This window comes from Bacillus cereus group sp. MYBK227-1 (assembly GCF_051916325.1).
Taxonomy (GTDB): Bacteria; Bacillota; Bacilli; order Bacillales; family Bacillaceae_G; genus Bacillus_A; species Bacillus_A cereus.
Window position 1 is genome coordinate 80,530 of the sequence record NZ_JBQAGK010000006.1, and the last position, 12,942, is coordinate 93,471.

Genomic DNA, 12,942 nt, shown 5'->3' on the forward strand with positions numbered 1-12,942 from the left:
CCTTTTATCACCTATCAGAAAAAGTATTAATACGCTTTTCCCCAATACACCATTTGTTTAGCTTCTTTACCACAACAAATACATTCTTCAGCTAAATGCTCTTGCTCAAAAGGCATACAACGTGAAGATACGCCAACTTCTTCTTTTAGTTTTTCTTCACAAGCTAATTCCCCGCACCACATTGCCTTAATAAAGCCTTGCTTTTCGTCAGCTATTTTTTTCATCTCTTCGAAATTTGTCGCAACATACGTATTCTCATCGCGAGATGCTTTTGCTTTATTAAATAAAGCAATATGAATTTCTTCAAGTAATGCTGGAATACGTTCTTCTAATTGATCCATTGGTACAAACTCTTTTTCCTTCGTATCTCTTCTTACAAGTACAACTTGATTCTTTTCAATATCTTTAGGGCCAACTTCTAATCGAATTGGAATCCCCTTCATTTCATACTCATTAAATTTCCAGCCTGGTGTTTTATTACTAGCATCTATTTTTACTCGTGCAACCTTTTGAATATGTGCTTGTAACTCTGTTGCTTTTGCTAAAACTCCTTCTTTATGCTGAGCAATTGGTACAATAACAACTTGCACTGGAGCGACTTTTGGTGGCATTACAAGTCCATTATTATCACTATGAACCATTATTAGCCCGCCTATCATTCTTGTTGATACACCCCAAGATGTTTGGTGCACATATTGCCACTTACCGTTACGATCTAAAAACTTAATATCAAATGCTTCTGAGAAATTCGTTCCAAAGTTATGAGAGGTTCCTGTTTGAAGTGCTTTTCCATCATGCATTAAACTTTCAATTGTATAAGTTGCCTTTGCTCCAGCAAACTTCTCTTTTTCTGTTTTTTGTCCTTTAATAACTGGTATTGCTAAATAATCCTCACAGAAAGAAGCATATAAGTTTAAAATATTTAATGTTTCAGCCTGCGATTCTTCTGCCGTTTCATGGATTGTATGACCCTCTTGCCATAAAAATTCAGTCGTACGAAGGAATGGCCTAGTTGTCTTCTCCCAACGAACTACTGAACACCACTGATTATATAACTTTGGCAAATCATTATAGGATTGCACAATTTTTGAAAAGTGCTCACAGAATAAAGTTTCAGATGTAGGACGTACACAAAGTCTTTCCGCTAACTTTTCATCTCCGCCATGCGTAACCCATGCTACTTCAGGAGCAAATCCTTCAACATGATCCTTCTCTTTTTGCAATAAACTCTCTGGGATAAACATTGGCATATATACATTTTCATGGCCAGTTTCTTTTAACTTCTCATCCATCACCTTCTGCATATTCTCCCATAAGGCATAACCATACGGACGTAAAATCATGCATCCTTTTACACTTGAATAATCAACAAGTTCGGCTTTTTTTACAATATCGGTATACCACTGCGCAAAGTCCTCTTCCATCTTCGTAATGGCTTGCACTTGTTCTTTTGCCATAGTCAGTCTTCCTCCTTCTAGAAAATACAAAAAAGCCCGCGTCCCTAAATAGGGACCGAGCTTTGTCGGCGTTACCACCCTGATTCATGCACAAAAATTGCGCATGCTCTCTTTTTGATAACGGGAAATTCCCGCTGCATATGCAGAACTCAAAGGCAGGTTCCATATTGCCTTTCTAAGAATCTTTCAGCCTGACGGATTCTCTCTCTGCTAAAAAGGTTGAACATGTACTAGTCCTTTTTCATCGTTATAACGAAATAAATTTGTTGATTATCATAATACAAATTCTTTTTTAAAACAATAGCTAATTTTCTTATTTTTATATATTCTTTTCATTTTTTGCAGTTTTATACGTAGCTTTTCCGCGTAATTTTCACAAGTTGATGTGCAATCATACCGATAAGTGTACCAAGTAGGACAAAGAAACCAATAAATCCATATCCCATTCCTTCCCACCCACCAATAACAATCATTGTAACGGGAAAGGACGCTAAGCAAAGAAGTATTAAACTAAGTGCAAATATAATATCGAACTGTTTGTCTGGAAACCGTTTCTTTAGTAAATATGAAATAGCAAATACAAGGATAATCGTGATTCCGCCAATGATGTAAAAGATACCAAATCCATCTAACCAATCCATAGTGTTTCCTCCTTCCATAGATTCCCTTATACTTAATTATATGTTTAATTTTTCTGAAAATAAATAATAAATTTTCACCTAAAAATATATTTTTATTACTAGGTATTAATAGTAATATATAATAATAGGTTTTATATAATCAGGAGGGAACTTTATGGATAAAGCATTAACAAACCATGTCATTATTTTATCATTCGACTGTTTATCAGCTTTAGATTTTCCTATACTACAAAAACTACCTCATTTCCAATCTCTAATAAAAAAGGGCACGGTTGTCGAAAAAGTAGAACCAATTTATCCTTCTGTAACATATCCAAGCCACTCAACAATCGTAACCGGTAATTACCCTAACAAGCACGGTGTTGTTAGCAATACGTTACTTCAACCAGGGCGTGAATCACCTGATTGGCATTGGTACCGAAAATCAATAAAAGGAACAACATTGTATGATGAAGCGCGCAAAGCAAATTTAACGACAGCTGCCCTTCTATGGCCTGTTACTGGAAGAGCGAATATTGATTACAATTTACCAGAAATTTTCCCCAATAGACCTTGGCAAAATCAAGTGTTAGTTTCCTTATTTAGCGGTAGCCCACTATACCAATTAGATTTAAATCGTCGTTTCGGCCATATAAGAAATGGTTTATCACAACCAGAACTGGATGATTTCGTCCTCGCCTCTGCTGTGCATACAATCCAGACGAAAAAGCCTAATGTCATGTTTGTACATTTCACCGATTTAGACACACAAAGACACTATCACGGCTTTGAATCTAACGGAACAATAGCTGCTATCCAGAGACACGACGAACGTCTAGGGAAAATTATTCAAGCACTAAAAGAAAGTGACTTATACGAAGAAAGTACAATTATTGCCCTTGGTGATCATAGCGCTTTAAGTGAAAACAAATCCATCCAATTAAATGTGCTATTCCATCAAAGAGGACTTATATCTCTTAATAAAAAAGGAAAATTAGTAGACTGGAAAGCCTATTGCCAAAGTTGCGACGGCTCTGCCTATGTATATGTAAAGGACAAAAATGATACGGATACAATTCGGGAGGTACAACTACTCCTTGAAGAACTACTTCAAAATAAACAAAACGGAATTGAATTTATACTTCATGATGAAGCTGCCAAAGACTGCGGTGCAGACGGTAATTGTTTATTCATGTTAGAAGCACGAGAAGGGTATTATTTCACTGAAAACTATACAGGAGATTTTATAAAAGAAATTACCGAAAAAGATGTTACGCCTAGTAAAAAATATACATTTGGTACGCATGGATACTCTCCAACAAAACCTAACTATGAAACAATTTTTATCGCTGCTGGGAAAGGAATAAAAAGTGGCGTTACCGTCCCGTATATGAGACTTATTGATGAGGGCCCAACTATCGCTAGACTACTCGGTTTACACTTAGGTGAAACAGACGGATCAATTGTAGAGGATTTACTCCAATTGTAAAGAACTGTGTATATATGTAAAAGTTATGTAAAATTCATCATTGTTTCTCTTTTTATAATTTTTATTTTTGTACACTGTTAGTAAAACAAATTTGAGGGGGAACATTATATGAAAAAAATGTCCAGACAAGAAAAAAGCTGGATATTATACGATTGGGCGAACTCCGTATATTCGCTCGTCATTACAACTGCATTATTTCCAATTTACTTTAAAGCAGCTGCAAAAGAAGCGGGTTTATCTGGGGCAACTTCAACAGCATATTGGGGATATGCAAACTCATTCGCAACACTTTTAATTTCTATACTTGCTCCTATTCTTGGCACAGTTGCTGATTATAAAGGATTTAAAAAACGTTTTTTCACATTCTTCTTTGGACTCGGTATCGTATTTACAAGTATGTTAGCAGTCGTTCCAACCTCTCAGTGGTACTTATTGCTAGGGTGCTATATGCTCGCCTTAATCGGCTTTGCTGGAGCAAACATTTTTTATGATGCATTTTTAGTAGATGTCACTTCTGAAGATAGAATGGATCGAATTTCTACGAGAGGTTTCGCTTTAGGCTATATTGGGAGTACTATTCCATTTATCGGTTGTATCACTCTTATCATTCTTGCTCAAAAAGGAACTATCCCTTTATCAGTTGGCATTGCTAGTCAAATTTCATTCGCGATAACAGCTCTTTGGTGGGGGTTATTTACAATTCCAATGCTAAAAAACGTAGAGCAAACGCACTATATTGAACGTCATCCAAGACCTATTAGAATGAGCTTCAAACGCCTTGCTGATACTTTTAAAAATATTAAAGAATATAAAACTGTATTTATGTTTCTAATCGCTTACTTTTTCTATATTGACGGAGTCGATACGATTATTACTATGTCTACCGCTTACGGAACCGATCTCGGTATTAGTGCAACGAATCTATTAATCATATTATTTGTAACACAAATTGTCGCTTGTCCATTTGCTTTACTATATGGAAAACTATCTGAAACATTTACTGGTAAAAAAATGTTATATGTCGGTATCATTATTTATATCATTATTTGCACATATGCTTATTTTTTAAAAACGACACTTGATTTTTGGATTTTAGCAATGTTAGTTGCTACATCTCAAGGTGGTATTCAAGCACTAAGTCGTTCATACTTTGCAAAACTAGTACCTAAAGAATCTGCAAATGAATTCTTCGGATTTTATAATATATTTGGCAAGTTTGCCGCGATTATGGGTCCAATATTAGTCGGTGTTACAACCCAATTAACAGGAAAAACAAACGCTGGTGTTCTTAGTATTATTGTTCTGTTTATTATCGGAGGATTTTTACTAACTAGAGTTCCAGAAAATAATACATCCGTTACACCACCTAGTCCAAAGACTAAAACGCTATAAGAAAAGATCCTCTTCTCATAAGAAGAGGATCTTTTTTATTTTTAAAGGTGCGACTTATAATGAACGACTCTACTGCTTGTACAAAAATAATTTATCAACAGTTGTTCCTAATACTTCAGCTAAACGGAATGCTAACGCTAAACTTGGATCATATTTATTATTCTCAATTGCATTTATCGTTTGTCTAGAAACCTTACATTTATCAGCTAATGCGCCTTGTGAAATATTATTTTCAGTGCGTAATTCATAGATTTGATTTTTCACACCATTGCTCCTAACCTGTAAAATCGTTTTTACAACATCAGTATATAATTGGCTCATATAGTTGTCAAAAGTTCCTCAAAGAAAAAGGGAGCAATATTGCTCCCTTACAATAGTTATTTCGAAGCTAACGAATTTGTTAGTGCCTCTTTATTAGCAACATCTTCTTTTTTTATTTGCATACGTAGAACTGGCCCTATCGCTAATAAAATAAGTGCCATTGCTATACAAAACACAGTAACTAGTGAAGTTAGTTCCTTTAATCCTCCAGCTAGTGAAGTTCCAATTAGCATTGCCCCCATAAACAGTGGTAAAATCGTCCCATTTACTCTTCCAACCATATTTTCTGGTACAAGTTGAATCATAAGCGTACCGACAACAATATTAACACAAGCTAAACAAATACCTGTTCCAAACCTCATGAAACTAGTAATCCAAAATGATGTAGATAGCCCTTCTACTAAAAATGACATTGCTAATATGCCCATACCGAATACAAACATTTTTTTCGGATTCACTTTTGAAGCGAAAATTGCAGCAACAATACCACCAATTAACATACCTATTCCATCAGCTGCAGCTAAATATTGAACTGCTTCCTTTTCCATTCCAAGGCTTTCTATTACAAGAAACACCTCTAATGGAGTTGTTAATCCAACAGCTAAGCCTATAATGGTGAAAGTGATCGTAATCATACGTAAATTTTTCGTATGAAGAACATACTTCCAACCTTCTTTTATATCATTTTTTAATGAATCTCTCGCCACTTGCTCTTTTTCAACCCATTTTGGTAAAAATGAAAGGGCGATAGCAGATAACAAAAATAAAATGATTAAGCTATATAGTGACGTAAATAAACCAAGTTGTGTATACACAAGCGATCCTAACACTGGTCCAAAAATCAGAAATAATGACTGTAATGTTTGGTTAAATGCAATTGCATTTGCTACCTCTTCTTCTTTTACATAGCGCTTAAATATGCGCGAAGATGAGGGCTGAGAAAACTGGCCTACAATCGCGGAAATGAGTGTTGCAAAAAATATAGCCTGCCAATAATCCAGCTTTAACAACAGGACAATTCCTATAATAGACAGTACACTTAATACATCTCCAGCGACCATTGTTCTTTTCGGATTCCAACGATCAGCTAGCGCACCACCGATAAACGAGAAAATAAAAATAGGTGCATATTCCATAACTGATAACAAAGAAACAGAAACCGGATCATTATTCGTTCGCTCCATTATGAAATATAAAAGAGCCATATTTCTGATCCAAATTGCAAATTGTTGTAAAATATCAGACGCCATAACGAGCATAAATGCTCGGTTTTTAAATAAAGCGTTCATTTTCATTCCCCTTTCACAAACCGACCGTTCAGTCTAATTTATTTTGTAAGAAAAGCAACTGACCTATTATTCAGCTGCCATTCCTTTTAACAATACATCTATTGCCTTTTTATAAATACGCTTCAACTCTTTATAATCTAGCTCGTAGTAAAGTACTCCAAGCCCTGATAATAATCCATTCACAATATACATAAGATCACGAGTATTATCTTCACGGAACTCTCCAGACTGTATACCTGCTTCAATTAATTTCTCAAACATAACATATGATTCTCTAGTTAAAGCTAATAGTTCCTCCAAAATCTCTTTACTTACAACTTGACTCATAGAGAATTCCTCTATGGCATTTGAAATTGGTTGCTGTATGTCCTCTACATGATATTCCGCGAGACCATATAGTTTTTCAGTACTAGTGCTATACAACTTCTCTTTTTCATTCCATTTTTCAAGCCAATCATACGTATGCTGTTTCACTACAAATAAAAATAATTCTTCTTTACTTTTAAAGTGATAATAAATACTTCCTTTACTTCGCTCTGTAATTTCACAAATCTCTTCCATAGATGTAGCTGCGTAGCCCTTCTGTGAAAATAGACTTTCTGCTTTGTATGCAATTTCTTTCTTTATCTCTTCTGCGCTTCTTCTCATATTCACACCTCTTTAAACCGACCGTTCAGTCTAATAATAACAAATCAAAAACCTCTATCGCAAGAGGCTATATTCCTTATTTAAGAAAACGTACTTTCAAACCAAGTTCGAATCATATGTATTGTTCCAAATTTAAATGCTAATTTAACAAGAAATACGCCTCCCGCAGCTAATAAAAATAACACTACTTTCCCCTTATTTTTCACTTTCGGTTCCCTTTTCATTTCCATTCCCCTTAGTATGTTAAAAATATTAATCAAACGTTTGTTTAACTGTGTTTATGTATATGTAAGCCGACTAATCAAACGTTTGTTTAAAAAGAAATACGCCTATATAAGGCGCATTTTCATCAATCCCCACCGCCACCGCAGCTTCCTCCGCTATCTCCCCCAAAAGAGCCTCCACAATCATGTGAACCGCCATCATGCGAGCTATCATTATCCGATCCAGCAAAGAAAAATAATGGTGATGAGCTGTTAGATGAATTATGTATGTTATTTTGTTTCGCCAAGTTCACCTTCTTTTTGTTCGATCGAACTGCTGTTACGATTATTCCAACTACAACAAATAATAGTATGACAATAATAAATCCCATATAAAAGCCTCCCCTATTCCTTGAATAATTGAATGATTCTCTCTAGATTTTCAAGTGAAATGAAGCGTGATTCACGAAGAATTTCTTTTCCATTATGAAATAATAAAATTGTTGGCCCTGTAAATACTCCATATCGCCCCGCAATCTCTTGCATGTCTTGTAGTAATATTTCTATTTTCTCTACGTAATCATAATTCTCTAATACGCAATTTACTTTTCTTAGCATAACATCACAAACACCACAATTTTCCGTTTTAATAAACAGAAGTACCAATTGTTGTTCTTCGATATAGGTCGCTAATTCTTCTATCGTTTTAAATGTAGTCATCTTATCCCTCTTAGCGTAATTTACGAAATAATTTGCCTTGATACATACGAAAAGCTGAACTATCTTTAATCTTTCTCTTTTCCATTACCTGCTGAAAACGAAGAGTTTTTGCTGTTAACTCTTCTCGTAATTTCTTTCTCTCTTCTTCATCATAACAGCAAGCAATTAAATCCTCTATTTTTAATATATCTTTTTGTAGTTCCATTTCTGGTGGAATCATTCCCGCATTTTTTAAAATTTTATAACTCATTCTAAGTTCTGGAGGTACCATTGAAAGATCTTCTAATTGTAGTGGTTTTGCTTTTCCCGGAAGATAATCAAGATCACCATTCCGTATTGCTTGTCGAATTTTTTCTTCAGCAATGTTCAAAAACACATCCACACTATTCCCTCCTTTACATATTTTTACTATTATTTTACATGATATTTCCTTATCTTTCTACGTCTTTAATAATTGGCTCCATACAATTTTTTCTCAAATTTATTTATAATGAGCTTTTTCTTCCCATACCAATCTTTCGTTTTCATATATAGTTTGTATTCAAGCCTTTTTGTATTGAGAAAGTCTTTTTCAACTTAATAAAGCGTTTACACTAAATCTTACATTTGTTACGATTTAATCACCCCCAGCTCCCTTGTATAGACTTCGTGATGTCTGATCATTTTATCTAGACGTTTCATACGTCTAGATTCATTTTGGTTTATTGGCGTATGCCTTTAAATATATCTTTTATTTTGAAAGGAGAAATGGCTATGAGGTCTCAAAAATTCACACTGCTATTACTATCTCTACTACTTTTCTTACCTCTTTTTCTCACAAATTTTATTACTCCAAATCTCGCATTAGCAGATTCACCAAAGCAAAGTCAAAAAATTGTTGGGTACTTTCCTTCGTGGGGCGTTTACGGACGTAATTATCAAGTTGCTGACATTGATGCATCAAAGCTTACTCACCTTAACTATGCTTTCGCGGATATTTGTTGGAATGGAAAACATGGAAACCCTTCTACTCATCCTGATAATCCAAATAAACAAACGTGGAACTGTAAAGAATCTGGTGTACCATTGCAAAATAAAGAGGTTCCTAATGGTACTCTCGTACTCGGTGAACCATGGGCTGATGTTACCAAATCGTATCCTGGCTCAGGGACAACTTGGGAAGATTGCGATAAATATGCCCGTTGCGGAAATTTCGGGGAACTAAAACGATTAAAAGCTAAATATCCTCACTTAAAAACAATTATTTCCGTTGGTGGCTGGACTTGGTCTAACCGCTTTTCTGATATGGCCGCTGATGAAAAAACAAGAAAAGTATTTGCTGAATCTACAGTAGCTTTTCTTCGCGCATATGGGTTTGATGGCGTAGATTTAGACTGGGAATATCCGGGCGTTGAAACGATTCCTGGTGGTAGTTATCGTCCTGAAGATAAACAAAATTTCACTCTCCTTCTTCAAGATGTCCGAAATGCTTTGAATAAAGCAGGTGCTGAAGATGGCAAACAATATTTACTAACAATCGCTTCAGGCGCAAGCCAACGCTACGCTGATCATACAGAGCTAAAGAAAATTTCTCAAATACTCGATTGGATTAATATTATGACATATGATTTCCACGGCGGATGGGAAGCTACTTCTAATCATAATGCAGCTCTATATAAGGATCCAAATGACCCAGCAGCAAATACGAATTTTTACGTAGATGGTGCTATAAATGTTTATACAAATGAAGGTGTTCCAGTCGATAAACTAGTATTAGGCGTACCCTTTTACGGACGTGGCTGGAAAAGTTGTGGCAAAGAAAATAACGGACAATATCAACCTTGCAAACCAGGTAGTGATGGGAAACTTGCTTCTAAAGGTACTTGGGATGATTATTCTACCGGTGACACAGGTGTGTATGATTACGGTGATTTAGCAGCCAATTACGTTAATAAAAATGGTTTTGTACGCTACTGGAATGACACAGCTAAAGTACCTTATTTATATAATGCAACTACAGGCACATTTATTAGCTACGATGACAATGAATCTATGAAATACAAAACAGACTATATAAAGACGAAAGGTTTAAGTGGAGCAATGTTTTGGGAACTAAGCGGAGATTGCCGTACAAGTCCAAAATATAGTTGCAGTGGTCCAAAATTACTTGATACGCTAGTAAAAGAATTACTTGGTGGACCTATTAGTCAAAAAGATACTGAGCCACCAACGAATGTTAAAAACGTTGTAGTTACGAATAAAAATTCAAACTCAGTTCAATTAAACTGGACTGCATCTACTGATAACGTAGGAGTTATGGAATATGAAATTACTGCTAGAGAAGAGAAATGGAGTACAACAACAAATAGCATTACAATTAAAAACTTAAAACCTAATACGGAATACACATTTTCAATAATTGCCAAAGATGCTGCTGGAAATAAATCACAACCTACCGCTCTTACTGTCAAAACGGATGAAGCTAATACGACACCTCCTGATGGAAATGGTACTGCTACATTTTCAGTCACTTCGAATTGGGGCAGCGGTTATAACTTCTCGATTATAATCAAAAATAATGGAACGACTCCTGTTAAAAATTGGAAATTAGAATTTGATTATAGCGGTAATTTAACACAAGTTTGGGATTCTAAAATTAGTAGTAAAACAAATAATCATTATGTAATTACGAACGCAGGATGGAATGGTGAAATTCCTCCTGGTGGATCTATTACAATTGGCGGTGCAGGAACAGGTAATCCTGCCGAACTTTTAAATACCGTCATTAGCGAAAACTAGACGTAATATCCATTAATTATTTCACTAAAGTTTGAATTTAGGTTCGAGCAAGACTTCCTAAATTCAAACTTTTAATTTTATGAAAAATCAAAAATATTACAATAACCTATTATGATTATATTTAGTTTCTAATATGAAGTTTATATGAAGTTCATTTGAATTTTACATGAATTTCCTTTAATTTCTATTGTCTTCCTATAATATCCACATTATCCTTTACATATAGGAATTATTTTCATTCCGTTTTGAACTATCTATATATATAAAGAAAGATAGTCACCTGTTAGGGAAAGGCTTTCGTATTATTATAAATATAACAAAAGAAAAAGCACGCTTATAAGCGCACCATAAGAGTGCTTCTTCATACAATTCTCATGTAAGAGTTCTCGAAAATCATGTTAATCACAAAGAAAAGGCATTAGCTCATAAAAGCTAATGCCTTTTCTTTATTCATATTGTTCAGCATTCCAATCTTCTATATTCCATACTTTTGTTATCCACGATTCATAGAAAGAAGGTTCATGTGAGACAATTAAAATCGTTCCATTGTATTGTTGTAACGCTTCCTGTAAAGCCATCTTAGTTTCTACATCCAAATGATTAGTCGGTTCGTCTAAAATTAAAACATTGCTTTTCGTTACGATAAGTTCACATAAACGCACTTTCGTTTGCTCTCCACCGCTTAATAAACGAATAGGTTTTAATACGTGTTCTTCTTTCAATCCACACTTCGCTAATGCTTGGCGCGCTTCTTTCTTTGTCATATCTGGTCGTTCTGCCCAAATTTTCTCTAACGGTGTTATTTCTGAAGCAAACTCTTCCTGTGCAAAATAAGCAGGATTTACTCGGTCCCCAACAAAAATCGAACCGCTTAGCGGCTTTATTTGACCTAATAACGTTTTTAATATTGTCGTTTTTCCAATACCATTCTGACCAACAATAGCTATCTTTTCTCCTTTTTTCACTTGTAAATTCAAGTCTGGAAATAACGGCTCACTATAACCCACTCTTAGTTTCTCAGCCTGTAATATACGACTTACTGGTTCATTATAAACAGTAAAAGCAAAACAGGACTGAGGTACATTATTTACCTTTTCAACCCTTCGCATTTTCTCCAATACTTTCTCTCGACTTTTTGCCTGTTTTGCTTTTCGAATTTTATTTTTTTGAATAAATGTTTCTAACTGAGCAATTTCTTTTTGTTGTTTCACATACGCCGATTGTAATTGTTTCCTTTGCACTTGATAACTTTGTAAAAACTTTTCATAATCCCCTACATATCGCTTAACTTTTCGTTCTTCTAGATGGTAAATGACATTCGTAATATTGTTCAAAAACACTTCGTCATGCGAAATGATAATATAAGCTTTTTCATACAACTTCAAGTACGATTGCAACCATTCTATATGTGCTGTATCTAAATAGTTCGTTGGTTCATCTAGCAATAAAACATCAGCTTTTTCTAGAAGAAGCTTTCCTAGTAATAACTTTGTCCGCTGTCCTCCACTTAACTTTGAAACATCCTTTTCCAATCCTATTTCAAACAGCCCTAAACCAATTGCTACTTCTTCAATTTCTGTATGAATTTGATAGAAATTAGAGTTTTCCAATATAGTTTGTAACTCTCCATACCTTACTAACAATTTTTCTACTTCTACTGCTTCAGCCATCTCTTCTGCAATTTTTAACATTTCGTATTCAATCGCATACAAGTTAGAAAATGCACTTTGCAAGTATCCTTCAATTGTTATTCCTTCTTGTAAATCTATATGCTGCTGCAAAAATCCAACCTTCACATGTGGAAACCATTCAATGTTCCCATCATCATGTATAAGTTCTCCTGTTAAAATTCTTAGCAGTGTTGATTTTCCAATCCCATTTTTCCCTACTAACCCAACATGCTCCCCCTTTAATAATCGAAAGCACACATTATATAAGATGGTTTTCTCACCATACGAATGACTTAAATTTTCTACTGTTAATATACTCATTTTTTTCTCTCCTTTACTTATCGTCCATAAGCTA

13 protein-coding genes and 1 other annotated feature are annotated in these 12,942 nt (G+C 34.8%); of the genes, 3 read left to right on the forward strand and 10 right to left on the reverse strand.

Annotation, left to right across the window (positions count from 1 at the left end; translation table 11 throughout):
* Positions 1-26: 26 nt before the first annotated feature.
* Together proS and ACTFRM_RS23725 are read right to left on the reverse strand one after the other, a co-directional pair.
* Positions 27-1,457 carry a proline--tRNA ligase gene (gene proS / locus ACTFRM_RS23720; protein WP_440043625.1) on the reverse strand — a complete coding sequence of 477 codons (1,431 nt, stop codon included), beginning with the start codon at positions 1,455-1,457 and terminating at the stop codon, positions 27-29.
* 47 nt (positions 1,458-1,504) lie between these two features.
* Positions 1,505-1,711 (reverse strand) — a binding site (T-box leader).
* 93 nt (positions 1,712-1,804) lie between these two features.
* Positions 1,805-2,098: a YesK-like family protein gene (locus tag ACTFRM_RS23725; protein WP_000383850.1), complete on the reverse strand. Its 294-nt coding sequence runs from the start codon at positions 2,096-2,098 to the stop codon at positions 1,805-1,807.
* A 154-nt stretch (positions 2,099-2,252) separates the two neighbouring features.
* Between ACTFRM_RS23725 and ACTFRM_RS23730 the strand changes: the two genes are divergently transcribed.
* Together ACTFRM_RS23730 and ACTFRM_RS23735 are read left to right on the forward strand one after the other, a co-directional pair.
* Positions 2,253-3,566, forward strand: coding sequence for an alkaline phosphatase family protein (locus tag ACTFRM_RS23730; protein ID WP_102956413.1), 1,314 nt, complete (start codon positions 2,253-2,255; stop codon positions 3,564-3,566).
* A 108-nt stretch (positions 3,567-3,674) separates the two neighbouring features.
* Positions 3,675-4,958: an MFS transporter gene (locus ACTFRM_RS23735; protein ID WP_102956414.1), complete on the forward strand. Its 1,284-nt coding sequence runs from the start codon at positions 3,675-3,677 to the stop codon at positions 4,956-4,958.
* Between the two features lie 69 nt (positions 4,959-5,027).
* Here ACTFRM_RS23735 and ACTFRM_RS23740 read toward each other — a convergent pair whose 3' ends face one another.
* The 7 genes from ACTFRM_RS23740 to ACTFRM_RS23770 form a co-directional block, all read right to left on the reverse strand.
* Positions 5,028-5,279 (reverse strand): helix-turn-helix transcriptional regulator, encoded by a 252-nt coding sequence (locus ACTFRM_RS23740; RefSeq protein WP_002023181.1) that lies wholly within the window; start codon positions 5,277-5,279, stop codon positions 5,028-5,030.
* Positions 5,280-5,335: 56 nt separating this feature from the next.
* Positions 5,336-6,568, reverse strand: a complete 1,233-nt coding sequence (locus tag ACTFRM_RS23745; RefSeq protein WP_440043626.1) for an MFS transporter — start codon at positions 6,566-6,568, stop codon at positions 5,336-5,338.
* A gap of 66 nt (positions 6,569-6,634) precedes the next feature.
* On the reverse strand, positions 6,635-7,216 hold the full coding sequence (locus tag ACTFRM_RS23750) for a TetR/AcrR family transcriptional regulator (protein WP_001254439.1): 582 nt from the start codon (positions 7,214-7,216) through the stop codon (positions 6,635-6,637).
* 80 nt (positions 7,217-7,296) lie between these two features.
* Positions 7,297-7,440 carry a hypothetical protein gene (locus ACTFRM_RS23755; RefSeq protein WP_000817981.1) on the reverse strand — a complete coding sequence of 48 codons (144 nt, stop codon included), beginning with the start codon at positions 7,438-7,440 and terminating at the stop codon, positions 7,297-7,299.
* A 125-nt stretch (positions 7,441-7,565) separates the two neighbouring features.
* Positions 7,566-7,811: a hypothetical protein gene (locus ACTFRM_RS23760; protein ID WP_000505774.1), complete on the reverse strand. Its 246-nt coding sequence runs from the start codon at positions 7,809-7,811 to the stop codon at positions 7,566-7,568.
* Between the two features lie 13 nt (positions 7,812-7,824).
* A complete protein-coding gene (locus ACTFRM_RS23765; protein ID WP_000206516.1) occupies positions 7,825-8,139 on the reverse strand; it encodes a thioredoxin family protein in 315 nt (104 codons plus the stop codon).
* Between the two features lie 10 nt (positions 8,140-8,149).
* On the reverse strand, positions 8,150-8,521 hold the full coding sequence (locus tag ACTFRM_RS23770; protein ID WP_440043627.1) for a DUF1992 domain-containing protein: 372 nt from the start codon (positions 8,519-8,521) through the stop codon (positions 8,150-8,152).
* Between the two features lie 371 nt (positions 8,522-8,892).
* On the opposite strand from ACTFRM_RS23770, the gene ACTFRM_RS23775 reads away from it, so the two are divergent.
* Entirely contained in the window at positions 8,893-10,917 is a 2,025-nt protein-coding gene (locus tag ACTFRM_RS23775; protein ID WP_440043628.1) for a glycosyl hydrolase family 18 protein, read from the forward strand.
* Between the two features lie 446 nt (positions 10,918-11,363).
* Here the strand turns inward: ACTFRM_RS23775 and ACTFRM_RS23780 are convergent, their stop codons facing one another.
* The gene (locus ACTFRM_RS23780) at positions 11,364-12,908 is read right to left on the reverse strand and encodes an ABC-F family ATP-binding cassette domain-containing protein (RefSeq protein ID WP_440043629.1); all 1,545 of its coding nucleotides are present in this window, start codon (positions 12,906-12,908) and stop codon (positions 11,364-11,366) included.
* Between the last annotated feature and the right edge of the window lie 34 nt (positions 12,909-12,942).